This is a genomic window from uncultured Arthrobacter sp., from assembly GCF_964021775.1.
Lineage (GTDB): Bacteria > Actinomycetota > Actinomycetes > Actinomycetales > Micrococcaceae > Arthrobacter.
In genome coordinates this window covers 89,888-114,242 of sequence record NZ_CAXHZI010000009.1, presented here as the reverse complement: position 1 = coordinate 114,242, position 24,355 = coordinate 89,888, and the positions used below count along the sequence as shown (strand labels likewise).

At 67.3% G+C, this 24,355-nt stretch carries 23 protein-coding genes; 16 read left to right on the top strand and 7 right to left on the bottom strand.

Annotation, left to right across the window (positions count from 1 at the left end; genetic code table 11):
• Together ABIN76_RS10370 and ABIN76_RS10365 are read left to right on the top strand one after the other, a co-directional pair.
• Window positions 1-265, top strand: a 265-nt coding sequence (locus ABIN76_RS10370) for an ABC transporter permease (protein WP_346959623.1), incomplete at its 5' end; no start/stop codon positions are given.
• A 26-nt stretch (window positions 266-291) separates the two neighbouring features.
• Complete coding sequence (locus tag ABIN76_RS10365; protein ID WP_346959636.1) at window positions 292-1,368, top strand: ABC transporter permease; 1,077 nt, start codon at window positions 292-294, stop codon at window positions 1,366-1,368.
• A 33-nt stretch (window positions 1,369-1,401) separates the two neighbouring features.
• Here the strand turns inward: ABIN76_RS10365 and ABIN76_RS10360 are convergent, their stop codons facing one another.
• Entirely contained in the window at window positions 1,402-2,031 is a 630-nt protein-coding gene (locus ABIN76_RS10360) for a PH domain-containing protein (protein WP_346959622.1), read from the bottom strand.
• 79 nt (window positions 2,032-2,110) lie between these two features.
• Between ABIN76_RS10360 and ABIN76_RS10355 the strand changes: the two genes are divergently transcribed.
• The 5 genes from ABIN76_RS10355 (at window position 2,111) to ABIN76_RS10335 (ending at window position 9,725) form a co-directional block, all read left to right on the top strand.
• Entirely contained in the window at window positions 2,111-3,943 is a 1,833-nt protein-coding gene (locus ABIN76_RS10355) for an ABC transporter ATP-binding protein (protein ID WP_346959621.1), read from the top strand.
• 281 nt (window positions 3,944-4,224) lie between these two features.
• Window positions 4,225-5,865 carry an ABC transporter substrate-binding protein gene (locus ABIN76_RS10350; protein WP_346959620.1) on the top strand — a complete coding sequence of 547 codons (1,641 nt, stop codon included), beginning with the start codon at window positions 4,225-4,227 and terminating at the stop codon, window positions 5,863-5,865.
• Window positions 5,866-6,080: 215 nt separating this feature from the next.
• A complete protein-coding gene (locus ABIN76_RS10345) occupies window positions 6,081-7,010 on the top strand; it encodes an ABC transporter permease (protein ID WP_175321298.1) in 930 nt (309 codons plus the stop codon).
• A 4-nt stretch (window positions 7,011-7,014) separates the two neighbouring features.
• Window positions 7,015-7,992: an ABC transporter permease gene (locus ABIN76_RS10340; protein WP_346959635.1), complete on the top strand. Its 978-nt coding sequence runs from the start codon at window positions 7,015-7,017 to the stop codon at window positions 7,990-7,992.
• Window positions 7,993-8,003: 11 nt separating this feature from the next.
• Window positions 8,004-9,725, top strand: a complete 1,722-nt coding sequence (locus ABIN76_RS10335) for an ABC transporter ATP-binding protein (protein ID WP_346959619.1) — start codon at window positions 8,004-8,006, stop codon at window positions 9,723-9,725.
• A gap of 156 nt (window positions 9,726-9,881) precedes the next feature.
• On the opposite strand, the gene ABIN76_RS10330 is transcribed toward ABIN76_RS10335, so the two are convergent.
• Window positions 9,882-10,703 carry an SGNH/GDSL hydrolase family protein gene (locus ABIN76_RS10330; RefSeq protein ID WP_346959618.1) on the bottom strand — a complete coding sequence of 274 codons (822 nt, stop codon included), beginning with the start codon at window positions 10,701-10,703 and terminating at the stop codon, window positions 9,882-9,884.
• A gap of 285 nt (window positions 10,704-10,988) precedes the next feature.
• Here ABIN76_RS10330 and typA point away from each other — a divergent pair, with 285 nt between their 5' ends.
• From typA to ABIN76_RS10315, 3 genes are all read left to right on the top strand, one after another.
• On the top strand, window positions 10,989-12,917 hold the full coding sequence (gene typA, locus ABIN76_RS10325; protein ID WP_175321302.1) for a translational GTPase TypA: 1,929 nt from the start codon (window positions 10,989-10,991) through the stop codon (window positions 12,915-12,917).
• A gap of 20 nt (window positions 12,918-12,937) precedes the next feature.
• Window positions 12,938-13,321, top strand: a complete 384-nt coding sequence (locus ABIN76_RS10320) for a hypothetical protein (protein ID WP_346959617.1) — start codon at window positions 12,938-12,940, stop codon at window positions 13,319-13,321.
• Window positions 13,322-13,581: 260 nt separating this feature from the next.
• The gene (locus ABIN76_RS10315; RefSeq protein ID WP_346959616.1) at window positions 13,582-14,391 is read left to right on the top strand and encodes a type IV toxin-antitoxin system AbiEi family antitoxin domain-containing protein; all 810 of its coding nucleotides are present in this window, start codon (window positions 13,582-13,584) and stop codon (window positions 14,389-14,391) included.
• 254 nt (window positions 14,392-14,645) lie between these two features.
• Here the strand turns inward: ABIN76_RS10315 and ABIN76_RS10310 are convergent, their stop codons facing one another.
• Window positions 14,646-14,897, bottom strand: a complete 252-nt coding sequence (locus tag ABIN76_RS10310; protein WP_346959615.1) for a hypothetical protein — start codon at window positions 14,895-14,897, stop codon at window positions 14,646-14,648.
• 152 nt (window positions 14,898-15,049) lie between these two features.
• On the opposite strand from ABIN76_RS10310, the gene fdxA reads away from it, so the two are divergent.
• From fdxA to ABIN76_RS10285, 5 genes are all read left to right on the top strand, one after another.
• A complete protein-coding gene (fdxA, locus tag ABIN76_RS10305; RefSeq protein WP_346959614.1) occupies window positions 15,050-15,376 on the top strand; it encodes a ferredoxin in 327 nt (108 codons plus the stop codon).
• 12 nt (window positions 15,377-15,388) lie between these two features.
• Entirely contained in the window at window positions 15,389-16,537 is a 1,149-nt protein-coding gene (dapC, locus tag ABIN76_RS10300; RefSeq protein WP_346959613.1) for a succinyldiaminopimelate transaminase, read from the top strand.
• Between the two features lie 231 nt (window positions 16,538-16,768).
• Entirely contained in the window at window positions 16,769-18,052 is a 1,284-nt protein-coding gene (locus ABIN76_RS10295; RefSeq protein WP_346959612.1) for a citrate synthase, read from the top strand.
• A gap of 174 nt (window positions 18,053-18,226) precedes the next feature.
• Entirely contained in the window at window positions 18,227-18,865 is a 639-nt protein-coding gene (locus tag ABIN76_RS10290; protein WP_346959611.1) for a TetR family transcriptional regulator C-terminal domain-containing protein, read from the top strand.
• A 59-nt stretch (window positions 18,866-18,924) separates the two neighbouring features.
• Window positions 18,925-19,536 (top strand): hypothetical protein, encoded by a 612-nt coding sequence (locus tag ABIN76_RS10285; protein ID WP_346959610.1) that lies wholly within the window; start codon window positions 18,925-18,927, stop codon window positions 19,534-19,536.
• A 42-nt stretch (window positions 19,537-19,578) separates the two neighbouring features.
• On the opposite strand, the gene ABIN76_RS10280 is transcribed toward ABIN76_RS10285, so the two are convergent.
• On the bottom strand, window positions 19,579-20,376 hold the full coding sequence (locus ABIN76_RS10280; protein WP_346959634.1) for a hypothetical protein: 798 nt from the start codon (window positions 20,374-20,376) through the stop codon (window positions 19,579-19,581).
• Window positions 20,377-20,495: 119 nt separating this feature from the next.
• Complete coding sequence (gene dapD, locus ABIN76_RS10275; RefSeq protein WP_346959609.1) at window positions 20,496-21,506, bottom strand: 2,3,4,5-tetrahydropyridine-2,6-dicarboxylate N-succinyltransferase; 1,011 nt, start codon at window positions 21,504-21,506, stop codon at window positions 20,496-20,498.
• Between the two features lie 71 nt (window positions 21,507-21,577).
• Between dapD and dapE the strand changes: the two genes are divergently transcribed.
• Window positions 21,578-22,702 carry a succinyl-diaminopimelate desuccinylase gene (gene dapE, locus ABIN76_RS10270; RefSeq protein ID WP_346959608.1) on the top strand — a complete coding sequence of 375 codons (1,125 nt, stop codon included), beginning with the start codon at window positions 21,578-21,580 and terminating at the stop codon, window positions 22,700-22,702.
• A 102-nt stretch (window positions 22,703-22,804) separates the two neighbouring features.
• Here the strand turns inward: dapE and ABIN76_RS10265 are convergent, their stop codons facing one another.
• Complete coding sequence (locus tag ABIN76_RS10265) at window positions 22,805-23,641, bottom strand: amino acid ABC transporter permease (RefSeq protein WP_346959607.1); 837 nt, start codon at window positions 23,639-23,641, stop codon at window positions 22,805-22,807.
• Window positions 23,638-24,288 (bottom strand): amino acid ABC transporter permease, encoded by a 651-nt coding sequence (locus ABIN76_RS10260; RefSeq protein ID WP_346959606.1) that lies wholly within the window; start codon window positions 24,286-24,288, stop codon window positions 23,638-23,640. Before ABIN76_RS10260 ends, ABIN76_RS10265 begins: the two co-directional genes overlap by 4 nt.
• Window positions 24,289-24,355 lie beyond the last annotated feature (67 nt).

Here is a 24,355-nt window from a genome sequence, read left to right as displayed (position 1 = left end):
GCGCCACGCCTTCCGCAACGCGCTGATCCCGATCGCCACCATCGTGGCCTTCGACATCGGCGGGTTGATCGGCGGCGCCGTCATCACCGAATCGGTGTTCTCCGTCCGTGGCATGGGCTTCCTCTTCCTGGACGGCATCTCGCACGTGGACCCGAACCCTGTCATGGGTGTCTTCCTGTGCGTCGCCATCACAGCCATGGTGTTCAACCTCATCGCGGACCTCGCCTACTCCGCACTTGATCCGCGCGTAAGGGTAAAAGCATGAGCCAGCCAAGCCAGCAGGACGAAATCATGGCCGAAGAGGCCGCACTGCAGCCCACGCCCGCGGCCGGCATCGAGCCCGTCCTCGAAGCGAAGGGACTAAGCCAGGGCCAGATTGTCCGCAAGCGTTTCCTCGGCCACTCCGGCGCCATCATCGGCCTGGTGGTCTTCGCCTTCATCTTCATCCTCGCGTTCACCTCCGTCGGTTACTGGGGCATCCCGGGCTGGTGGAAATACAACCACGAGCAGGTCTCACCGCTGGTCAACGACGGCGCGCCGACCTCCTCGCTCTGGCCGCTGGCCTGGGGCGAGCACCCCTTCGGGCAGGACCGGATCGGCCGCGACCTGTTTGCCATGACCATGCGCGGGGCGCAGCAGTCCATCACGGTCATGTTCGTCATCGGCCTGATCGCCGGCCTGATCGGCGTGGTGGTCGGGGCCGTCTCGGGCTACTTCCGCGGCTGGGCCGAAGCAATCCTGATGCGGCTGACCGACGTCATCATCATCGTTCCGGCGCTGCTGCTGGCCGCCGTGATGGCACAGATGGCCGGCCGGCGTGACTCGGGCAGCTGGTTCTCCGCCTTCGCCAGCACCAACGGCGTCCTGGCCCTGGGAATCTTCCTCGGGCTGATCAGCTGGGTGAGCCTGGCCCGCCTGATGCGCGGCGAGTTCCTGTCCCTGCGAGAGCGCGAGTTCGTCGACGCGGCCCGGATCTCCGGGGCGAGCAACGCCCGGATCATCTTCAAGCACATCCTGCCGAACGCCGTCGGCGTGCTGATCGTCAACGTCACGCTGACCATGTCTGCGGCGATCCTCACCGAGACGGCGCTGAGCTTCCTCGGCGTCGGCGTCAAGGCCCCGGATACCTCGCTGGGCCTGCTCATCTCGCAGAACCAGCAGGCCTTCTCCACCCGGCCCTGGCTGTTCTGGTTCCCGGGCCTGTTCATCGTGCTGATCTGCCTCAGCATCAACTTCATCGGCGACGGCCTGCGGGATGCGTTCGATCCGCGGCAAAAGAAGTTCAATGCCAAGAAAGCTCAGGACACGGCCGGCCGGGCCCCTGAGGCCACGCCGGTGACCGCCCTTGACGGACCCAAGGACCACTAGATGCGCGGCAGCTCTTTCGCCGGCCGCGGCAAGCTACTGGGCGGCCACCGCCCAGTAGCTTGCCGCGAGCAGCAGCACGACGCCGGCGATCGGCGCCCAGCGCGGCGTGACGGTCACAGCCGCCGCGTCGGCGTCGCCTGCGGCGAGGGCGCCGCTTTCCACCAGTTCCCGCCAGCGGGTCCGCACCAGGCGTGCTGCCTGGCCGGAGTCGGTGGTCTTGAGGTCGCCGGGCCGGACCGACTGTCCGGGGCCGTAGCTGGTGTCCGGCAGCCCGCGCAGGTCCTCGGGGCGGGCATTGCGTCCGCCCCAGATGCCGGGGGCCGGTGCGGCCCAGGCCGCATAGCTCTTGTCCGCCGTCACGAGGGTGAGGGCGTAGCGGGTGTCCACGTGCACCAGGGCCGCCCACGGCACCAGCACGGTGCGGAACGGGTTCTCCAGGGTGACGCCGCCGTCGTGCACCACGACGGCGGGCATCCAGAAGAACTGCCAGCCCAGCAACGCGACCAGCAGCAACGGCGCCGTGGTGGGCAGCGCCGCGGGGCCGGACGAGGAGACCGTCACCACCAGGCCGACGACCGCCACGGTCCAGGCCAGCCAGGCGAACCATTTATTCGTCCGGGCCTTGAAGACTTCAACGTTTCCGGCAGAGGGCACAGTGCTCATGCCCCCCATAATTCAGTATTCCGAGTTCCAGCACTAATCACCGGTGCGGCGGCGGCTCGGGTGGAAGGAAAAACCCATAATGACTGACTTCATCACCCTGGATCCGGCCCCGGCTCCCGCGCCCGGCAAAGGTGGCATGGTCCTGGAGGTCCGGGACCTCAGCGTCGACTTCGGCGTGGACAAAAAGTGGGTTCCCGCCGCAATCGGCCTGAACTACGAGGTGCGCGCCGGCGAGGTCCTGGCGATCGTGGGGGAGTCCGGCTCCGGCAAGAGCGCCAGTTCGATGGCGCTTCTGGGCCTGCTGCCGAGCAACAGCCGGGTCAGCGGCAGCGTGAAGCTCGCCGGGAAGGAACTGCTCGGCGGCAACGAGGCGAACATCCGCCACGTCCGCGGCAAGGACGTCGCGGTCATCTTCCAGGAGCCCATGACCGCCCTGAACCCGGTTTACACCGTGGGTGCGCAGATCGTGGAAACCATCCGGCTGCACAACGAGGTCTCACCGGACCAGGCCAAAGAGCGTGCCGTGCGGATGCTCGAACTGGTGGAACTGCCGGACCCGGAAAAGGCCTTCAAGTCCTACCCGCACCAGCTCTCCGGCGGGCAGCGGCAGCGCGCCATGATCGCCCAGTCGCTCTCCTGCGACCCCAAGCTGCTGATCGCGGACGAGCCCACCACCGCCCTGGACGTCACCGTCCAGGCCGAAATCCTGGACCTCATGCGCAACCTGCGCAACAAGCTGGACAGCGCGATTGTGCTGATCACCCATGACATGGGCGTCGTTGCGGACCTCGCGGACCGGATCGCCGTGATGCGCCGGGGGCTGATCGTGGAGACGGGCACCGCCGAGGAGATTTTCCACAACCCGCAGCACGAGTACACCAAGGCCCTGCTCGCGGCCGTCCCGCACCTGGGGCAGGGCGGCACGGCCACCGACGACGACGTCGACGTCACGGCCGCCCTCGCCGCGGCAACGCACGCCGAGCTCGACGCGGTCCCACGGACGGAGCTGCTCCGGCGCGAACGCGAAAACGCCGCCGCGCTGGCCGCCGCCGCGGCCGGACCGGCGACGCCGCTGGGCGAACCGGTGCTGGAACTCACCGACGTCGCGATCGAGTACCCCAAGCAGGGTCGGGTGCCGGCCTTCCGCGCCGTCGAGGGCGCCAACCTCGCCATCTACCCGGGCCAGGTAGTCGGCCTGGTGGGCGAGTCCGGGTCCGGTAAGACGACGATCGGCCGGGCCGCCGTCGGCCTGCTGCCCGTCGCCGCGGGCACCATGAAGGTCGTGGGACAGGACATCTCCGCCGCCAAGAAGAACGGCCGGCAGCTGCACGAGATGCGCCGGCACGTCGGTATGGTCTTCCAGGACCCGTCGTCCTCGCTGAACCCGCGGCTGCCGATCGGCGAAAGCATCGGCGAACCGATGTTCCTCGCCAAGGTGGCCAAGGGCGCCGAACTCCAGGGCCGGATCGAGGCGCTGCTGGACCAGGTCGAGCTGCCGCGGGACTACCGCAACCGCTACCCGCACGAGCTCTCCGGCGGCCAGAAGCAGCGCGTCGGCATCGCCCGGGCGCTGTCGCTGAAGCCGAAGCTGATGGTGGCGGACGAACCCACCTCGGCCCTGGACGTGTCGGTCCAGGCCAAGGTGCTGGAACTCTTCCAAAACCTGCAGAAGGAGCTTGGCTTCGCCTGCCTGTTCGTCACCCACGACCTGGCCGTGGTGGATGTCCTGGCCGACCGCATCTGCGTGATGCAGCGGGGCCGGATCGTTGAGCAGGGCACCCGCGACCAGATCCTCCGGAACCCGCAGGAGCCCTACACGCAGCGGCTCCTGGCCGCCGTTCCGCTGCCGGATCCGGAGAAGCAGCGCGAGCGGAGGGAACTGCGCGCCCAGCTGCTTTCGGGCGCGAGCTAGGGGGCCGCGGGGGAGGGTTTCGGTTAACGGACCGTAACCCGGTGCCGTGCGGAAGGCGTATGCTACCAGCGAGTAGTCTGTGACTTGAAATACGTTTCGATTGACGCTAGCCGTCATGAAGTTGTCGAGTCACGGTTTGGCAACGGAGTTCCACCATTCGGACTTCTTGCGGTTAGGCTACTTGCATATGTAGGCCACGTCACAGGGATATCCCTGTGCCCGGGCCTGCCGGGAAGCACAAGTCTCTCCCGCACGAACTCCCACAACTCTTAGGAGGCGGAATGCGTTTTTCGCGCACTTCCAAAGCACTGGGCATGGTGGCGATCGCCGCTCTGGCCCTGACCGGTTGCGGCGGCGGCGGTTCCAACACCGCTGGCGGCAGCACCGGTGGCGACACCAGCAAGGTCATCATCGCCGACGGCTCGGAGCCGCAGCGCCCGCTGATGCCGGCCGACACCAACGAGGTTGGCGGCGGCAAGGTCATCGACATGATCTTCGCCGGCCTGGTCAGCTACGACCCCAGCGGCAAGCCCGTGAACGAACTCGCCGAGTCCATTGAGGGCAAGGACGGCCAGAACTTCACCATCAAGATCAAGAAGGACCAGAAGTTCACGAACGGCGAGGCCATCACGGCCAAGACCTTCGTCGATTCCTGGAACTTCGGTGCAGCCGCGAAGAACGCCCAGCTCAGCGGCAGCTTCTTCGAAAGCATCAAGGGTTACGACGAGGCCAGCGCCGAGGGCTCCAAGGTTGAGACCATGTCCGGCCTGAAGGTCGTCGACGACCAGACCTTCACCGTCCAGCTCAAGCAGCCGGAATCCGACTGGCCGCTGCGCCTCGGCTACAGCGCCTTCGTGCCGGTTCCCTCCGGTGCGCTGAAGGACCCGAAGGGCTTCGGCGAGAAGCCGGTCGGCAACGGCCCGTACAAGCTGGCCGACGGCGGCTGGCAGCACAACGTGCAGATCCAGCTGGTTCCGAACCCGGAATACAACGGCCCGCGCAAGGCCAAGAACGCCGGCGTGACGTTCAAGATCTTCCAGAACGACGACGCCGCGTACCAGGACCTGCTGTCCAACAACCTGGACATCCTGCAGACCATCCCGACGAGCGCCCTGAAGAACTTCAAGTCCGACCTGGGTGAGCGCACCATCAACAAGCCGTACGCCGGCAACCAGACCATCGCGATTCCGGAATACCTCCCGGAGTGGAGCGGTGAAGCCGGCAAGCTCCGCCGCCAGGCCCTCTCCATGGCCATCAACCGCGACGAGATCACCAAGGTCATCTTCAGCGGCGCCCGCCAGCCCGCCAAGGACTTCACCGCCCCCGTCCTGGACGGCTACAGCGACTCGATCCCGGGTTCCGAGAACCTGAAGTTCGACGCCGAGAAGGCCAAGGCCACCTGGGCCAAGGCTGACGCCATCCAGAAGTGGGACGCGAACAAGACCTTCACCATCGCCTACAACGCCGACAAGGGCGGCCACAAGGCATGGGTCGAGGCTGTTGTGAACCAGCTCAAGAACACCCTCGGCATCAAGGTTGAAGGCAAGCCGTACGCCACCTTCAAGGAAGCCCGCAACGACGCCACCGCAGGCACGCTGACCGGTTCGATCCGCGCCGGCTGGCAGGCCGACTACCCGTCGCTGTACAACTTCCTCGGCCCGATCTACAAGACCGGCGCCGGTTCCAACGACGCCCGCTACGCCAACCCGGCGTTCGACAAGGCCATCTCTGAAGGTCTTGCCGCTTCCTCGGTCAGCGAAGGCAACAAGGCCATGAACAAGGCCCAGGAAATCCTCCTGACCGACCTTCCGGCCATCCCGCTGTGGTACCAGGTCGCCCAGGGTGGCTGGAGCGACAAGGTCACCAACGTTGACTACGGCTGGAACGGCGTTCCGCTGTACTACAACATCACCGGTAAGTAATAACTGAACGACGGCGGGGGCAGCCAGGATGGGGCCCCCGCCGTTGTTTTGCTTCCACCCCAATTTCTAAGCACCGGCTCCGGCCGGTGTACTTCGCAGCCGGGCCTGCGTGATCCGCCCCGGCAACGGCTGCACCCTTAGTGAAAAGGTTCTTCGATGAACAACTCCGCCGCATCCTTGGACAGGATGCCTGCTGACGGGGGTGTCGTTCGCTGATGGCGACTTACATCCTCAAGCGTTTCCTGCAGCTGATCCCGGTATTCCTGGGCGCCACGCTGCTCGTCTACTTCCTGGTGTTCAGCCTGCCCGGGGACCCCATCGTGGCCCTCTTCGGCGACAAGCCGGTCAACGAGGCCGTCGCGGCGCGGCTCCGGGAGCAGTACCACCTGGACCAGCCCTTCTGGATCCAATACCTGCTCTACCTCAAGGGGATCTTCACCTTTGACCTGGGCCAGGACTTCTCCGGACGCCCGATCGCCGCCGTGCTGGGCGAGGTCTTCCCGGTCACCGCCCGGCTGGCCGTCATGGCCCTGATCTTCGAAGCCGTCTTCGGCATCATCTTCGGCCTCATCGCGGGCCTGCGGAAGGGCAAGTTCTTCGACGCGACCGTCCTGATCGCCTCCCTGATCGTGATCGGCATCCCGATCTTCGTGCTCGGCTTCCTGCTGCAGTTCACCATCGGCGTCCAGCTCGGCTGGGCCAAACCGACGGTCAGCTCGGCCGCCACCGTCCAGGATCTGATCCTGCCGGCGATCGTCCTCGGCCTGGGCTCCTTCGCCTACGTCCTGCGCCTGACCCGGACCAGCGTGATCGAAAACATGAACGCCGACTACGTCCGCACCGCGACTGCCAAGGGGCTGTCCCGGTTCCGCGTCGTCCGCGTGCACATCCTCCGCAACTCGCTGATCCCGGTGATCACCTTCCTCGGCGCCGACCTCGGCGCCCTGATGGGCGGCGCCATCGTCACCGAAGGCATCTTCAACGTGCCCGGCGTCGGCAACCGGCTCTACCGCGCCGTCACGCAGGGTGAAGGCCCCACGGTCGTCTCGATCGTCACGGTGCTCGTGCTGATCTATGTCGTATCCAACCTGCTTGTAGACCTGCTGTACGCCTGGCTTGACCCGAGGATCCGCTATGACGCCTGAGAACATGACCCCCGAGACGCGCATCGCGTCGCCGGCCAAGCGGCACGTCGAACACTTCGTCGCCGATTTCGCCGAGACACCGCTGCAGGCCACCGACAAGGTCAAGGAAGACCAAGCCCCGCTGAGCCTTTGGGGCGAGGCCTGGAAGAACCTGCGCAGGCAGCCGCTCTTCCTGATCTCCGCCTTCCTGATCCTCGTCGTCGTCGCCGTCTCCCTTTTCCCGTCGCTTTTCTCCGGAATCGATCCGGCGTCGGAGGCGTGCCAGCTGGCCAACTCCGACGCCGGACCGGCGGCCGGGCACCCGCTCGGCTTCACCCAGCAGGGCTGTGACGTGTACGCCCGCGTCATCTTCGGCACGCGCTCCTCGGTGACCGTGGGACTCTTCACCACCCTTGGCGTGCTGCTGATCGGCGGCGTCATGGGCGCCCTCGCCGGCTACTACGGCGGCTGGGTGGACGCCATCCTGGCCCGCATCAACGACATCTTCTTCGCGCTGCCGCTGATCCTGGGCGCCATCGTGATGATGCAGCTGCCGGTGTTCCGTGCCAACCGCACGGCCTGGACGCTGGTGCTGATCCTGGTCACCTTCGGCTGGCCGCAGATCGCCCGCATCACCCGCGGCGCCGTGATCGAGGTCCGCAACGCGGACTTCGTGACGGCGGCCCGGTCCCTGGGTGTTTCCAAGTTCGGCGCGCTCATGCGCCACGTCATGCCGAACTCGCTCGCGCCGATCATCGTGGTGGCCACCATTTCGCTGGGCACCTTCATCGTCGCGGAATCCACCCTGTCCTTCCTTGGCATCGGCCTGCCGCCGAGCGTCATGTCCTGGGGCAACGACATCCAGGCCGCGCAGGCGTCCCTGCGGTCCAACCCGATGCCGCTGCTCTGGCCGGCCATCGCGCTGTCCATCACCGTCCTGAGCTTCATCATGCTGGGCGACGCCCTGCGTGATGCGCTCGATCCCAAAGCGCGCAAGCGATGAAAGGGGACGCCATGAACGCCTCTGTCGAAATCCACGAAGCCGGTGCTCCCGCCGGTCGGCCGCTCCTTGAAATCAAGGATCTGGCGATCAGCTTCACCACCAGCAATGGCGAGGTCAACGCGGTCCGCAATGCGCACCTCACGGTGATGCCGGGCGAGACCGTCGCCATCGTCGGCGAGTCCGGATCGGGCAAATCGACGACGGCGCTGGCCGCCATCGGCCTGCTGCCCGGCAACGGCCGGGTGGCCGCCGGCCAGGTGATCTTTGACGGCGAGGACATTGCCCACGCCTCGGAGAAGCGCATGATCGAGCTGCGCGGCAACAGCATCGGCATGGTGCCGCAGGACCCGATGTCCAACCTCAATCCGGTCTGGAAGATCGGCTACCAGGTGCGGGAAACCCTCAAGGCGAACGGACTGCCCAGCGGGCCGGACGACGTCGCGAAGGTGCTCTCCGAAGCCGGGCTGCCGGACGCTGCCCGACGCGCCGGCCAGTACCCGCACGAATTCTCCGGCGGCATGCGCCAGCGCGCCCTGATCGCCATCGGCCTGTCCTGCCAGCCGCGCCTGCTCATCGCCGATGAGCCGACGTCGGCCCTGGACGTGACCGTGCAGCGCCAGATCCTGGACCACCTGGACAAGATGACCACCGAACTCGGCACGGCCGTCCTGCTGATCACCCACGACCTGGGCCTGGCCGCCGAACGCGCCGACAAGGTCGTGGTGATGTACCGGGGACAGGTGGTCGAAGCCGGACCGTCTTTGGAGCTGCTGCAGAACCCGCAGCACCCGTACACCCAGCGGCTGGTCGCCTCGGCTCCCTCGCTGGCGTCGCGGCGGATCCAGGCGGCCAAGGAACTGGGCGTCGAGTCGGACGACCTGCTGGCACCCGCCGAGGACGTCGTCGTCGCATCCAGCATGCCCGACGAGGTGCTGCAGATCGAGAACCTGAGCAAGGTCTTCAAGCTGCGCTCCGGCTTCGGCCGTTCCACCGACTTCACCGCGGTGGACAACGTCTCCTTCAGCGTCAAGCGCGGAACCACGACGGCGATCGTGGGGGAGTCGGGTTCCGGCAAGTCCACGGTGGCGCAGATGGTCCTGAACCTGCTGCAGCCCACCTCGGGCAAAATCGTGTTCGACGGCGTCGATACCTCCACGCTGAACAGCAAGGAGATCTTCGCCTTCCGCCGCCGCGTGCAGCCGATCTTCCAGGACCCCTACGGCTCCCTCGACCCGATGTACAACATCTTCCGGACCATCGAGGAGCCGCTGCGGACCCACAAGATCGGGGACAAGGCCAGCCGCGAGAAGAAGGTCCGGGAACTGCTGGACCAGGTGGCGCTGCCGCAGTCCACCATGCAGCGCTACCCGAATGAGCTCTCCGGCGGCCAGCGCCAGCGCGTCGCCATCGCGCGGGCCCTGGCGCTGGACCCGGAGGTGATCATCTGCGACGAGGCCGTCTCGGCACTCGACGTGCTGGTCCAGGCGCAGGTGCTGAACCTGCTCGCGGATCTGCAGTCCAGGCTGGGCCTGACCTACCTGTTCATCACCCATGACCTCGCGGTGGTCCGGCAGATCGCCGACCACGTGTGCGTGATGGAGAAGGGCAAACTGGTCGAAACCGGCTCCACCGACGAGGTCTTCGACTCGCCGCGGCAGGACTACACCAAGGCCCTGCTGAACGCGATTCCCGGTGCCAAGCTGATGCTTCCGCCCGCGGCGGCCACGGCCTAGCACCCGTCTGCCGCGCCGGCACTGCGCACGACACCGCCGCTTAGCAAGCGAGCCGGCGTCCACCTGTTGGTGGGCGCCGGCTCGCTTTGCTGTCCGGGGCCTTGCGCTGCTCTGGTTTTGCGGTGCTTGTTGTGCGCTCCGGGAGCCGTCCGGTCCTTAGATGAGGCCGAGGGCCTCGAATCGCTTCTCCAGCTCGACCGCCGCCACCTCGTGGCCGTCCGGGTCCAGGTGCCGGTCATCAGCCAGATGCTCGGCGAGGCCGTAACGGGTCAGCCAGTCGCCCACGCTGACGAAGGAGAGCCCGTACTCTTTGGCGACCGCGCCGAGCAGCGAGTCCACCTCAGTCCGGCGTCCGCCTCCTGCCTGCGCGCCCCGCGCGAGCGTCCCGACCATCACGACGTCGGCCGTGGGGTACCGGTGTTCGACGGCATCGATCAGGCGTTCGGCGTTCTCCGCGATCTCGGTATCCGAGGCACCCTTGGTCGCATCGTTTCCGCCGCCCTCGATCACGACCACCGGTGGCGAGCCGTAAGGGAGGTGCCAGTCACCGTGTTCCAGCGCGTCGATGTAGTTGCCGCGGACGCCGTTGCTGGCCACAAAGCCGGTGCCGCCCCCGCCGCAGAAGACGACGTCGTAGCCCAGCCGCCCAAGGGCCAGCCTGGGCCAGCTCCCCTCGGGCTCGGACTGGGAATCGCCGATCAGCACCGCAGTGTGCTCGATGTCCTCCACGATGATTTCGTCCCTGCCGCTGGCCGGGTTCCGGTACAGCGAGCCGGCGGGCAGGCTGTGCGGGTCGACGGCGGTTTTCCTGCGGACGGACCCCGCCGCGGCAGGCTGGCCGGGACCTGCCGCTGCGGCCGCCGGGACAGCCTTCACCCGGTCCGAAGTGTTGGGCGGCGCCGCCGATTGCAGGGCCGGTGCACACCCGCCAAGGGCGAGTGCCGCGGCGAGCACGGGCGGGATGATACGGGCCATCATCGGGGCATTTAGCATCTGGGACTCCCCGCGCGCTCGTAGTTACTCCAGCAATAGTGGGGCATCCCCGCACGGAATGCCAGTGACTTTGGTCACATCTTGGCCCGGCGGGTTCACGATTCGGTAACAGGGCGGGGGAGGGGCGCTTCCGGATTTTAGGCCAATAAATGCCCTAGCGTCTAGAATGGATGAAGGCGCCCTGTGTCAAAGGGCCTTGTCCGTCGTGCGTTCCGGTTGGAAATGTCGCGATACAACAGCTGACTTCACCACTGAATCGAGCAATAACGCATGTCTGAAACCACCACCAACACTGCGGTAGCCACTGCATCGCGCAGTGACCTGCGCAACGTCGCGATCGTGGCCCACGTTGACCACGGCAAGACCACTCTGGTCGACGCCATGCTCAAGCAGACCAACTCCTTTGCCGAGCACAACCACCTCGAAGACCGCGTCATGGACTCCGGTGACCTGGAACGCGAAAAGGGCATCACCATCCTGGCCAAGAACACCACGGTGGCCTACAACGGCCCGTCCTCGCACGGCGAGACCATCACCATCAACGTGATCGACACCCCCGGCCACGCCGACTTCGGCGGTGAGGTCGAGCGCGGCCTGTCCATGGTCGACGGCGTCGTCCTGCTTGTCGATGCCTCCGAGGGCCCGCTGCCGCAGACCCGCTTCGTGCTGCGCAAGGCTCTCGCCGCGCACCTCCCGGTGATCCTGCTGGTCAACAAGACCGACCGCCCCGACGCCCGGATCGAAGAAGTCGTGCACGAGTCCATGGACCTGCTCCTGGGCCTGGCCTCCGACCTCGCCGACGAAGTTCCGGACCTGGACCTGGACAAGATCCTGAACGTTCCGGTTGTCTATGCCGCCGCCAAGGTCGGCCGCGCTTCCCTCGAACAGCCCGCCGACGGCACCGCCCCGGAGAACGAGGACCTGGAGCCGCTGTTCCAGACCATCATCGATCACATCCCGGCCCCGACGTACAACCCGAACGGTGTGCTGCAGGCCCACGTCACCAACCTCGACGCCTCGCCGTTCCTCGGCCGCCTGGCCCTGCTGCGTATCTACAACGGCACCCTGCGCAAGGGCCAGACCGTTGCCTGGGCGCGCGCCAACGGTGAGCTCAAGAACGTCAAGATCACCGAGCTGCTTGCCACCAAGGCGCTGGACCGCGTCCCGGCCGAGTCCGCGGGCCCGGGCGAGATCGTCGCCGTCGCCGGCATCGAGGAAATCACCATTGGTGAGACCCTGACCGACGCGGAGAACCCGCAGCCGCTGCCGCTGATCACGGTGGATGATCCCGCGATCTCCATGACCATCGGTATCAACACCTCGCCGCTGGCCGGCAAGGTCAAGGGCGCGAAGGTTACGGCCCGCCAGGTCAAGGACCGTCTGGACAAGGAACTGATCGGTAACGTCTCCATCAAGGTGCTCCCCACCGAGCGTCCGGACGCCTGGGAAGTCCAGGGCCGTGGCGAACTGGCGCTGGCCATCCTGGTCGAGCAGATGCGCCGCGAAGGCTTCGAGCTGACCGTCGGCAAGCCGCAGGTTGTCACCAAGACCATCGACGGCAAGGTCCACGAGCCGATGGAGCACATGACCATCGACGTGCCGGAAGAGTACCTCGGCGCCGTCACGCAGCTCATGGCCGCCCGCAAGGGCCGCATGACCAACATGGCCAACCACGGCACCGGCTGGTGCCGCATGGAGTTCATCGTTCCGGCCCGTGGCCTGATCGGCTTCCGCACCAAGTTCCTCACGGACACCCGCGGCGCCGGCATCGCAGCGTCCATCTCCGAAGGCTACGAGCCGTGGGCCGGCCCGATCGAATACCGCACCAACGGTTCGATGATCGCCGACCGCGCCGGTGTGGTGACCCCGTTCGCCATGATCAACCTGCAGGAACGCGGCTCCTTCTTCGTCAAGCCCACCTCCGAGGTCTACGAGGGCATGATCGTCGGCGAGAACTCCCGCGCCGACGACATGGACGTCAACATCACCAAGGAAAAGAAGCTCACCAACATGCGTGCCGCTTCCTCGGACACCTTCGAGAACCTGACGCCGCCGCGCGACCTGACCCTCGAAGAGTCCCTCGAATTCGCCCGCGAAGACGAGTGCGTCGAGGTGACCCCGGATGCGATCCGCATCCGCAAGGTCATCCTGGACACCAACGAGCGTGCCAAGGCCAACCGCGCCCGCGCCAAGGTCTAATACAGGGCTTCGGCTGAGACGTGACTAAGAGAGCTGCCGTCAGGGCAGGCGGTATTGCCGCCGCCCTGCCGGCAGCTCTTTTTGTTGCCCTCGCCGGCACCGTGCTGCACCGGCAGCGTCTTCCGGTGGGCGGCGTCGAGCTCCCTTGGGGCATTGTGGCCGCGCTGGTGCTGCTGGCGTCGGTGGAGCTGCTGCTGGGGGTGGCGTTCCGTTCGCTGCTCCCGACGGCGGTGTGCGGCGCCGGCTGCTACGCACTTACCGGCTGGTGGTCCACCCTGGACCCGGGCAAGCGGCTGATCCTCGGGGACCCCGCCGGGTACGTCTGGATGTTCGGCATCGCCGCGGTCTCCGTGGCCATGCTCGCCTGGTGCCGCCGCTACACCGGGCGAAAGGCCCTGCCGTAACCCGCCCCCGCCGAGGGACATGCTCATTTTTCGCACCCCCCGAGGGACATGCTCATTTTTTTGGAGCCCCCGAGGGACATGCTCAGTCTTCGCGACATAGCGTGAACATATTGGCACCATGTCCACCGCTCAAGCCCGACACCGGGCATGTCCGGTCCTGAGCGATGGGTATGTCCATCCCGCACACCCTGGGCCTGCACTTGTGCACATAGCGCAGGCTCAGGGTGTCCGGGCCTGGCACGGATCCGGACCATAGGGGCATGGTCAAAGTCAGTGAAGTAATTGCCAACTACGACGGCGTGGCCCGCGCCAAGCATCTCGCGGCTGCGGGGGTGTCAGACTTCCAGCTTAGGGAGGCCCTTGCCAGCGGCGTTGTCGCCCGGGTGGCCCGCGGCGTCTACTCAACACCGAACGCGGATCCGCAGCTTGTTGCCATCCGTTCCTTGCCCGCCGAGCCCGCCTGCGTCAGTGCGGCCCAGTTTGCCGGGCTCTGGGTGCTTGGCACGGCCGAACAGCGGCACGTTGCGGTGACCCATAGCCGCAGCTACCTCGGTTATGTCTGTCATCGCATGGCGGCCCCGCCAACCCTGTTGGACACCGTGGTCCAGAGCCTGCGCTGCCTGCCGGAGCTGGACGGCCTCGTGATTGCCGAATCCGCCGTCGTCCTCAAGGGCCTTCCACTGTCAGCCCTCCGACAGCGCCTGGCCGGCAGAAGCGACGCACGCGAACGGCGAATCGCCGCAGCCATCGTTCCGCAGTCGCAGTCGGCCATTGAATGCATGGCGCGGTTTCTGCTCCGGCGGGCGGGCTTCCATGTCGAGTCGCAGGTGAACATACCCGGAATGGGCCATCTGGACCTCATGGTGGACGGCCGCCTTGGAATCGAGGCCGACGGGGCCGGTTTCCATATGGACCGGGCGAGTTTTGAAGAAGACCGACGGCGGTGGAACGTCACCACGCGGCTTGGCGTGCCCACGCTGGTCGTAACTTACGCGCTGCTCAAATACCGCCCGCACGAATTCATCGCCATGGTCCGAGAGGCGTTGAACCGGATTTCTGCGGCCGCCTGAGGACGGGTATCCAGGCGTTGGAGCCGCCGTTCGAGGCCGCGAGGGCCGGTGTCCAGCCGGCGTCTGTATCGCTGGTTATGCGCCGTCCCTGCACCCTCCTAGGGGCATGTGCCGAGTACGCCGCCAACGATGGACATGCTCCGCGGCCGGGCCCAGCGGGGAGGGAGCATGCCCCGCCCGTGCGGCCAAGGTTGGACATAGGGGCACTATGTCCATTGCTCAAGGCTCAGGGAGGGCATGTCCCGCGGGGCGGGCTAGGGGAGGGCATGTCCCGCGGGACGGCGCGGCGGGGCGGGCGGCACCGCCTTGGCCGCCACCACCAGCCGCAGCGGGATGACGACGTCGGCGCGGCGGGTGCGGACGGTGCAGCCGCCGTGGGCCCTGTCCACGAGTTCGCCGAGCGCATCCGTGAGGAGGCCGCCCTCGATCCGGTAGCGCACCACCACACGGGTTCCCAGCGGGGCGTCGGAGAGGAACTGGTGCGGCTGCGGGATCAATGAACTCACCAATTCATAGTAGGACGCGCGGGCTCTGTGACGCCCGGCTAGGTTCGCGGGATCAGACTGGGAGATAATAGGCTCGGAAGTCAGCAGCCCGGCGCTCAGGCCGGGAGCAAGAACCGGCGGGATGCCGGAACCAACGTGGAGAGGCCAGGGACGTGACGTACGTAATCGCGCAGCCGTGTGTAGATGTCAAAGACAAGGCATGTATTGAAGAGTGCCCCGTCGATTGCATCTACGAAGGTGAGCGCTCCCTGTACATCCACCCGGACGAGTGTGTCGACTGCGGCGCCTGTGAGCCGGTCTGCCCGGTGGAGGCCATCTACTACGAGGATGACACCCCCGAGGAATGGGCCGACTACTACAAGGCCAACGTCGAGTTCTTCGATGTGCTCGGCTCCCCGGGCGGCGCCGCCAAGATCGGCAACACCCACACGGACCACCCCATGATCGCTGCGCTGCCGCCGCAGAACCAAGACGCCTAGGACGGCGCCCCAGTGACATCCGCGCTGCGCAGCTTCGGCCTCAGCCTGCCCGACTACCCGTGGGAAGCCATGGCCCCGTACCTTGCGCGGGCCGCGGAGCACCCCGGGGGAGTGGCCAACCTCTCCATCGGCACCCCGGTTGACGACACCCCGGCGCTGGTGCAGGAAGCGCTGAAGGCTGCCGCGAACGCCCCCGGCTACCCGACGGTGCACGGCACCCCGGCGCTCCGGGAAGCCATCGCGGCCTGGTTCGGACGCCGACGCGGCGTCCCCGGCCTGGACCCGCAGAACGTGATGCCCACGGTCGGGTCCAAGGAACTGGTGGCGTGGCTGCCCTTCCTGCTGGGCCTCAAAGCCGGCGACGTCGTCGTCCGCCCGACCGTCGCATACCCCACCTACGACATCGGGGCCACCTTCGCCGGGGCCGAGCACGTCGCCGCGGACGACCTGGATGAGCTCGACGCCGGAACCCGGTCGCGCGTGCGGCTCGTGTGGGTTAACTCGCCGGCCAATCCCACCGGCAGCGTCCGTGACGCCGCGTCGCTGCAGCGGATTGTCCGCCAGACCCGGGAACTCGGAGCGGTCGTCGCCTCGGACGAGTGCTATGCCGAACTCGGCTGGGGCGAATGGGACATCCAGCGCGGCGGCGCGCCGGTCCCCAGCATCCTCGACCCGCAGGTCGCGGAAGGCTCCCACGAGGGCCTGCTGGCGGTCTACTCGCTGAGCAAGCAGTCCAATCTCGCGGGCTACCGGGCCGCCTTTGTCGCCGGTGACCCGGCCCTCATGGCGAACCTGGTGAACAGCCGCAAACACGCCGGCATGATCGTGCCCTACCCGGTCCAGGAGGCCATGCGGGTTGCCCTCGGCGATGACAACCATGTGGCGGCGCAGAAGGACCTGTACCGCGGACGGCGGGAACGGATAGTTCCGGCCCTGGAGCGGTTCGGCCTGGACATCCACGAATCCCGCGCCGGGCTGTACCTGTGGGCCACCGCGGGCGAGGCCACCTGGGAAACGGTCGGCAGGCTCGCCGACCGCGGGATCGTCGTGGGCCCCGGCGTCTTTTACGGCGACGCCGGCAACGGTTTCATCCGGGTGGCGCTGACGGCCAGCGACGAACGGATCGATGCCGCCGTCGAGCGGTTGGCTACGGGACCGTAACAAAGCTGTGATGCGGGCCACAAGATGCGGGATTTGGTCGGTTTGGAGACCTTCCGGATTAGTGCCACCCGCGAACTGGCGGTAGTTTTTAACTGACTATCAATGGTGGCTTTCCACAAGAAGGCAGCGCAGCCGTTGGAATCCGTGTCCAGATACAGGTTCCGTGGGCGGCCTCACCAGATGTTGGATCAAGCTTTCAACAGGGGCCCCGATGCCTCATGAGGAGAATCCATGACTGAGACCACCAGCGCAACCCTGCGTCATGCGGGCGGCGAGCTCGAGCTCCCGCGCATCAAGGTTGTTGAGGGAAACGAAGGCTACGACGTTTCCAAGCTGCTGAAGCAGACCGGCGCCGTTGCCTTTGACCCCGGGTTCATGAACACCGCGGCCACCACCTCGGCCATCACCTACATCGATGGCGACGCCGGCATCCTGCGCTACCGGGGCTACCCGATCGAGCAGCTCGCCGAGCACTCCAGCTTCCTGGAAGTTTCCTACCTGCTGATCTACGGCAACCTGCCGACCCCGGCCGAACTGGAGGCTTTCGACCAGCGGATCCGGCACCACACCCTGCTGCACGAAGAGCTCAAGGGCTTCTTCAGCGGCTTCCCCCGCGATGCGCACCCGATGCCGGTGCTGTCCTCGGCCGTGTCCGCCCTGTCGACGTTCTACCAGGACTCGCTGGACCCGTTCAACGCCGAGCAAGTTGAGGTGTCCACCTACCGCCTGCTGGCCAAGATGCCGGTCATCGCCGCGTACGCGCTGAAGAAGTCCGTCGGCCAGCCGATGCTGTACCCGGACAACTCCCACAACCTGGTGGAGAACTTCCTGCGCCTGAGCTTCGGCCTTCCGGCCGAGCAGTACGAGGTGGACCCGGTGGTCGCGAAGGCCCTGGACCTGCTGCTGATCCTGCACGCGGACCACGAGCAGAACTGCTCCACCTCCACGGTGCGGCTGGTCGGTTCCTCCAACGCCAACCTCTTTGCCTCCGTCTCGGCCGGCATCAACGCGCTCTTTGGCCCCGCCCACGGCGGCGCCAACGAGGCCGTGCTCAAGATGCTCCGCCAGATCCAGGCCGACGGCATCAAGCCCGAGGATTACATGGAGAAGGTCAAGAACAAGGAAGACGGCGTCCGCCTGATGGGCTTCGGACACCGGGTGTACAAGAACTACGACCCGCGCGCCAAGATCGTCAAGGCCACCGCGCATGAGATCCTCAGCAAGCTCGGCGGCAACGACGAGCTGCTGGACATCGCGCTCCGCCTCGAGGAAAAGGCCCTGCAGGATGACTACTTCATCCAGCGCAGGCTCTACCCGAACGTGGACTTCTACACCGGCCTGATCTACAAGGCGATGGGCTTCCCGGAGAAGATGTTCACCGTGCTCTTCGCGATCGGCCGACTGCCGGGCTGGATCGCGCAGTGGCGCGAAATGATCAGCGACCCGAACACCAAGATCGGCCGCCCGCGCCAGCTCTACACCGGGGAACCGGAACGGAATTACCCCGCGCTTTAAGGCATGACGTACGACGCCGGCCGCGCACCTCACGCTCGAGGTGCGCGGCCGGCGTCGTTCATGCCAAAGTCTCCGGCGCGGGCGTCCCCGGTGCCGGCGTTGGTGGTGCTGGAGTTGCGCGTGGGACCGGCGTGGAGCGCCGGCAGAGGGGCACATCCGTGCTAAAAAGGAGCAATGCCCAAATTTGTCGACGCCGCTTTGCGGCGCCAGGAAGTTGTTGACGCCGTCTTCAGGATCGTTGCGGCAGACGGGCTTGAACGGGCCTCGCTGCGCGAAGTGGCCGACGAAGCCGCGCTGGCGGTGGGTTCCGTGCGGCACTACTTTGCCAGCAGCGACGAACTCCTGGCCCATTCGTTCGGCGTTGTGGTGGACCGGGTGGCCGGCCGCCTGGAGGCCGCCGAGGCGCGGCTGGCGGGGACGGCCCCGGGGTCGGCCGAGCACCGCCGCGGCGTGTTAACCCTGCTGGGGGAATTCCTGCCGCTGGACGAGGAACGGGCCGTTGATGCCTGCGTCTGGATGGCCTTCAAAAACGCAGCCCGGACCAGGCCGTTCCTTGCCGCGGAGGCCGACCGCAGCCACCGCACCGTGGCCGCCGTCGTGGGCCGGCTGATGATGGCCCTGGCGGACGACGGCGGGGCCGCGGACGGCGCCGGGCAGCAGCAACTGGTCACCGAGGCCGAGCGGCTGCTGGCCACGCTGGACGGATTGACCATGCACGCGCTGCTGCAGCCGGAATGGATGACGGCGCAAATGTGCCACGATGTACTGGAAGCCCATCTGGCGAGCCTGGGCAGCCGCGCTGGCAGCCATTAACGTGCGCTACCTTCAGGAATAGACTGGACAAGTACGTCATGCCAAGGGAGGCAAATCGGATGCACCACACAGGCGGTCCCGGCTGGCGAATCACCATGGACACCTCAGGTCCAATGCTCATAGCGCTCTACGTCCGCGACGCCGCCGGTTTGGACACCGCGGGCCACCCGGCCCTTTGCCACGTGGCCCCGAAGATCCGGTCCTCCGACCACACCCACCTCATCGACGAGGTCGGCGGCATGCCGGCCCTGAAGACCGAGTGGGAGGCGTGGTGGGCGCAACTGCTCAAGGCCCACCCGGAGATGGAGCCCGAGCTGGGCCCTCCCGGGTTCCACGCCTTCGGCAACTCCCCGGCCCTCCGGCGCGTGCTCCAGGCCCACTTCGGCGCCGCCCTCAGCTGGGCCCGGGAACGCCGCGGCGAGTACCTGGCGCTCGAGGCGGAGCGGGACGCCAGCGGCGCCACGCAGCTGCTCGCCGACATGGTGGACGACCGGTTGCTGGAAGTCGGGCGGGCCGCACGCGATTTCGAGCTGACCATCATCGAGCTTCCCCTCGCCGAACCGCGGGCCTGGTACCTGGAGCCGGACAAGATCATCATGAGCTCGGCCCTGCTGTCCGAGCCGGAGCTGTTCCGCAGCTACGTCCAGCCGGTCGTCGACCTGCTGGTCTGACCCCGGGCCCCTGACCCCGGGCCCCTGATCCCGCGGCAACGGCTAGGGCGCCGGCGTGTCGGCGACCGTGATGCTGACCTGCCCCGCCGGCACGTCCGTCGCCTGCCAGCCGTCGTGCGAGAGCCGCGACCAGTGCTGCCCGTCCACCCGGACCTCGGTAATGGACAGGGCCTTCGCATTGGCCACCGCCCACTGCGCCACCGCCCACGCCCGGGTGTCCTGGGCCTGGACCGTCACCGTCCGTCCGGCCGCCGTCGCCGGGAGGGCGCCGAACGCGGCCGCCAGCCGCTGCCGGACCTGGCCGGCGTCCCCGGCAGCCTCCGGCTTGCGTAAGGAGCAGTCCACGCCCTGGGCGGTCTGGCCCGTCAGAGCCGACGCGAAGGCACGGGCCATGGGCTCGTGCTGGGCGTAGGCGCCCGGATACGCCGAACGCTGGACCCGTTGCGCGGCCTCGGTGATGGGAATGACCTGGTAACCCGGGACCTTTTCGAGCGCATCGTAAAACGCGTTGGTGGCGTGGTACGGATCCATCACCTGCGCCTCGGTGCCCCAGCCCTGCGAGGGCCGCTGCTGGAACAGGCCACGCGAATCCGGGCCCGCCTGGTCGCCGTGGCCGATATTGCGCAGCTTCGATTCCTGCATGGACGTGGCCAGGGCGATGCTCGCCGCGCGCGCGGGCAACCCGCGCCGGACCGCGATGGCGCTGATGAGTGCAGCGTTCGCGGCCTGGTCGGTGGCCAGGTCCTCGCCGCCGGCGCCCACCGCGGTGCAGCGCTCGGTGATCAGCGTTTCGGAGCGCTGCAGGAACCCCACCGCCGTGTAGATGGCGCCCGCCACCATGGCCAGGGCCAGCAACAGCACGATCCGACGGCGCCAGCCACCTCTGCGTGCCACGTAACTACTCCCTCGGGCCCGCCAGGGCCGGTCCATGCTTTAGCCGGTCGGTTGTCCGCCGGTGCCTAGTTGGCGTGCAGAGCCTCGTTGAGCTCAACGGTCTGTCCCCGGCGCGGGAGTACTTCCACTTCGCCGGTGGAGGAGTTGCGGCGGAAGAGCAGGTTGGGGACGCCGGAGAGCTCCACGGCCTTGACGATCCGGCTGGTGTCCTCGCCGTCGGCGTCTTTCGGCCCCGCCACCCGCACCCGGGTGCCGGCCGTGACGTACAGGCCGGCCTCGACGACGGAGTCGTCGCCGATGCTGATGCCCACGCCGGAGTTGGCGCCGAGCAGGACCCGCTCGCCCAGGGAGATCTTCTCCTTGCCGCCGCCGGAGAGGGTTCCCATAATGGAGGCGCCGCCGCCAACGTCGGAGCCGTCCCCGGCCACGACGCCGGCGGAGATGCGGCCCTCAACCATGGACGTGCCGAGCGTGCCGGCGTTGAAGTTCACGAACCCCTCGTGCATGACCGTGGTGCCTTCGGCCAGGTGCGCGCCCAGGCGCACCCGGTCTGCGTCGGCGATCCGGACACCGGAGGGGATGACATAGTCGACCATCCGCGGGAACTTGTCCACGCCGTAAACGGTGACGGCGCCGCGCCTGCGCAGCCGGGCACGGGTCAGCTCGAAGTCCTCGACGGCGGCGGGGCCGAAGTTGGTCCAGACGACGTTGGGCAGCTTCCCGAAGATGCCGTCCAGGTTGATGCTGTTCGGCTTGACCAGGCGGTGCGAGAGCAGGTGCAGGCGCAGGTACGCGTCCGCGGTGTCGGCCGGGGCCTCGTCGAGGTGGATCTGGGCGAAAACGACCTTCTGTTCGGTGCCGCGGTCGGCGTCGGCGCCGTGGGCGGCGATGTCCAGCAGCGACTGGTCCGCGTTGGCGACGTCGCGCAGGTTTTCCGCCGCGGTTCCGAGCGCCGGCGCCGGGAACCAGACGTCCAGCACGGTGGCCCCACCGTTGCGGGTGGCGATGGTCGCGACCCCGTATCCGTAGGCGGAGCGGGCGTCGGCGGGCACGGCAGCAGAAGCGGTTTCAGTCATGCGTCAAGTCTATAGACGGCCCCCGCGCTACCTGAAACCGGTGACGGGGGGCCGGCATATACAGTGGAACGGTGACTGAGCATACTGCCCCTGCCCGCCTGGACCTGCGCCAGGACGTTGCCCTGCTGACCGCGGACATCATCGACATTTTCAGCGTCTCCGGAGACGAACGCCGGCTGGCCGACGCCGTCGAACATGCCCTGCGTGCCATCCCGCAGCTCGAGCTGACCCGCGACGGCGACGCGATGATCGCCCGTACCAACCTGGGCCGGGCGGAGCGGGTCATCCTCGCCGGGCACCTGGACACCGTTCCGCTGCCCACCACCGAGGGCGCGCTGGGCACCGTCCCTTCCTACTGGCCCTCCGGGGCGCCGGGGGAGGGCATCCTGTACGGCCGCGGTGCCACCGACATGAAGGGCGGCGTCGCGGTGCAGCTCGCGCTCGCGGCAGGAATGTTCGACGGCGGCGCGGAGCCGGACAAGGACGTCACGTTCGTCTTTTATGACCATGAGGAAGTCGAGGGGGTCAAGAGCGGCCTCGGCCGGCTGGTTCGGAACCATGGCGGCCTGCTCGAGGGTGACTTCGCGATCCTGCTCGAACCCACGGACGGGACCGTCGAGGGCGGCTGCAACGGCACCATCCGCTTTGAGGCCACCACGGTCGGCGAGGCGGCCCACTCGGCGCGGGCCTGGATGGGCAGCAACGCGATCCATGCCGCGGCGCCGATCCTCGCCAGGCTGGCCGCCTACGAGCCCCGGACGGTCACCGTCGACGGCCTGGACTACCGGGAGAGCCTCAACGCCGTGCGGGTCAACGGCGGCACCGCCGGCAACGTCATCCCGGACCGCTGCGTCGTGGAGATCAACTACCGCTTCGCACCGGACAAGTCCATGGAACAGGCCGAGGAGCACGTCCGCGAACTGCTCGCCGGCTTCGAGCTGGTCCGCACCGACGGGGCGAACGGGGCCCGGCCCGGCCTGAACCACCCCGCCGCCGCCTCCTTCGTCACCGCCGTCGGCGCGGAGCCGAAGCCGAAGTACGGCTGGACCGACGTCGCGCGTTTCAGCGAGCTCGGCGTCCCGGCCGTGAACTTCGGGCCGGGGGATGCACTGCTGGCGCACAAGGACGATGAGCACGTCGACGCCGACGCGGTCCGGGAGTGCCTGCGGGCGCTACGCAGCTGGCTGGGCGTGTAGTTCGCCGGAACCCCGCCGGCCCAGCAAACTACTAACGCAAGAGGTCCGGAACCCCGACGGGGTTCCGGACCTCTTGCGTTGGCGCGTGGTGTCCGCTGCGGCCTACTTGGCCGGGGCGGTTCCGGCGACCGGGACGTGGGCCATGCCGCCGGCGGCCTTCTTGGATCCGCGCCGCTCGATCCAGATCGCGAGGCGGGAGACCGCCAGGTTGATCGCGATGTAGATGGCCGCGGCCACGAAGAACACCGGGAAGAGGTACTGCGGACCCAGGAAGTCGGCCATGACCTGGACCGCCCGGAGGAGCTCGCCGTAGGCCACGATGTAACCGAGCGAGGTGTCCTTGAGGAGCACCACCAGCTGTGCCACGAGCGAGGGGAGCATCCGGCGGATGGCCTGCGGCAGTTCGATGGTCAGCCGCGACTGGAAGCTGGTCAGGCCGATCGCCAGGCCGGCCTCACGCTGCCCCTTGGGCAGCGACTGGATGCCGGCGCGGATGATTTCGGCGAAGATGGCCGAGTTGTACAGCACCAGGCCCGCCACGACGGCGATGAAGGAGCTCGTGGCAAAGACCAGCAGCACGAACAGCATCATCAGGACCACCGGCATGCCGCGCAGGAATTCCAGCACGATGCGGGTGGGAACGCGGATCCAGGCCACGTCGGAAATCCGCATCAGGCACAGCAGCAGGCCCAGCGGGAAGGCGATCACGGCAGCCACCGCGGCGGCACTGAGCGTGGCCCCGATGCCGTTGGCGATCAGTGTCCAGACGTCGGCCTGGCCGAAGATGGCCCAGCGCTGGCCCTCGAAGATGCCTTGCTGGGCGAGGGTCATAACGGCCAGGACCAGCAGGGCACCGATCACCAGCACGCCGATGACCGAGCCGATCAGGGAAACGCGGCGGGCCTTGGGGCCCGGGACGTCGTAGAGAACTGAGCTCATCGTGCGATCGCCACCTTTCGTTCAACCACGTTGGCCAGGTAGCCAAGCGGGACGGTAATCAGCAGGTAGAAGAACGCGACGCCAACGAGGACCCACATCACGGCATCGCCGTGGTCGTTGGCCAGCTGCTTGCCGTAGCCGAAGAGTTCCAGCACATAGAACGCGCCGGCCACGGAGGAGTTCTTCACCAGGGCGATGAGGATATTGATCAACGGCGGGATCACCGTGCGCAGGGCCTGCGGCAGGATGATCAGGGAGAGTACCTGGCCGAACTGCATGCCGATGCTGCGGGCGGCCTCGGCCTGGCCCACCGGGACGCTGTTGACGCCGGAGCGGACGGCCTCGGCGATGAAGGCGGCGGTGTAGGCGCTCAGGGCGATGATGGCCGCGATTTCGAACTGCTGGAACGTGACACCCAGGCGGGGCAGCACCACAGCGGCGAAGAAGAACGCGATGGTCAGCGGGGTGTTCCGGACAATCTCCACGTAGGCCATGCTGAAGCCGCGCAGGGCGGCGATGGGGGAGACCCGGGCAGCCGCGAGCAGGGTGCCGAAAACGAGCGCGATAATTCCCGAGACCACTGCCAGGAAGAGGGTTCTGAGAAAGCCGTCCCAGTACTGGGGCAGGCTTTCAATGATGACGTCCATAAGTTCCTTCAGCTGCGTTGAGGGGGTTCAAGCGTTACCAGGACAGTGGCGGCCGCCGGGCCGCAGG

What these genes read in the sequence shown, in the direction of transcription:
- ABIN76_RS10360 (WP_346959622.1), bottom strand. Translation starts at nt 2,031, where the DNA reads ATGAGCACTGTGCCCTCTGCCGGAAACGTTGAAGTCTTCAAGGCCCGG.
- ABIN76_RS10315 (WP_346959616.1), top strand. Translation starts at nt 13,582, where the DNA reads ATGGTCAAAGTCAGTGAAGTAATTGCCAACTACGACGGCGTGGCCCGC.
- ABIN76_RS10290 (WP_346959611.1), top strand. Translation starts at nt 18,227, where the DNA reads ATGCCCAAATTTGTCGACGCCGCTTTGCGGCGCCAGGAAGTTGTTGAC.
- ABIN76_RS10265 (WP_346959607.1), bottom strand. Translation starts at nt 23,641, where the DNA reads ATGAGCTCAGTTCTCTACGACGTCCCGGGCCCCAAGGCCCGCCGCGTT.
- ABIN76_RS10335 (WP_346959619.1), top strand. Translation starts at nt 8,004, where the DNA reads ATGAACGCCTCTGTCGAAATCCACGAAGCCGGTGCTCCCGCCGGTCGG.
- ABIN76_RS10350 (WP_346959620.1), top strand. Translation starts at nt 4,225, where the DNA reads ATGCGTTTTTCGCGCACTTCCAAAGCACTGGGCATGGTGGCGATCGCC.
- ABIN76_RS10295 (WP_346959612.1), top strand. Translation starts at nt 16,769, where the DNA reads ATGACTGAGACCACCAGCGCAACCCTGCGTCATGCGGGCGGCGAGCTC.
- ABIN76_RS10340 (WP_346959635.1), top strand. Translation starts at nt 7,015, where the DNA reads ATGACCCCCGAGACGCGCATCGCGTCGCCGGCCAAGCGGCACGTCGAA.
- ABIN76_RS10345 (WP_175321298.1), top strand. Translation starts at nt 6,081, where the DNA reads ATGGCGACTTACATCCTCAAGCGTTTCCTGCAGCTGATCCCGGTATTC.
- ABIN76_RS10285 (WP_346959610.1), top strand. Translation starts at nt 18,925, where the DNA reads ATGCACCACACAGGCGGTCCCGGCTGGCGAATCACCATGGACACCTCA.
- dapD (WP_346959609.1), bottom strand. Translation starts at nt 21,506, where the DNA reads ATGACTGAAACCGCTTCTGCTGCCGTGCCCGCCGACGCCCGCTCCGCC.
- typA (WP_175321302.1), top strand. Translation starts at nt 10,989, where the DNA reads ATGTCTGAAACCACCACCAACACTGCGGTAGCCACTGCATCGCGCAGT.
- ABIN76_RS10355 (WP_346959621.1), top strand. Translation starts at nt 2,111, where the DNA reads ATGACTGACTTCATCACCCTGGATCCGGCCCCGGCTCCCGCGCCCGGC.
- ABIN76_RS10280 (WP_346959634.1), bottom strand. Translation starts at nt 20,376, where the DNA reads ATGGTGGCGGGCGCCATCTACACGGCGGTGGGGTTCCTGCAGCGCTCC.
- ABIN76_RS10330 (WP_346959618.1), bottom strand. Translation starts at nt 10,703, where the DNA reads ATGATGGCCCGTATCATCCCGCCCGTGCTCGCCGCGGCACTCGCCCTT.
- ABIN76_RS10260 (WP_346959606.1), bottom strand. Translation starts at nt 24,288, where the DNA reads ATGGACGTCATCATTGAAAGCCTGCCCCAGTACTGGGACGGCTTTCTC.
- ABIN76_RS10365 (WP_346959636.1), top strand. Translation starts at nt 292, where the DNA reads ATGGCCGAAGAGGCCGCACTGCAGCCCACGCCCGCGGCCGGCATCGAG.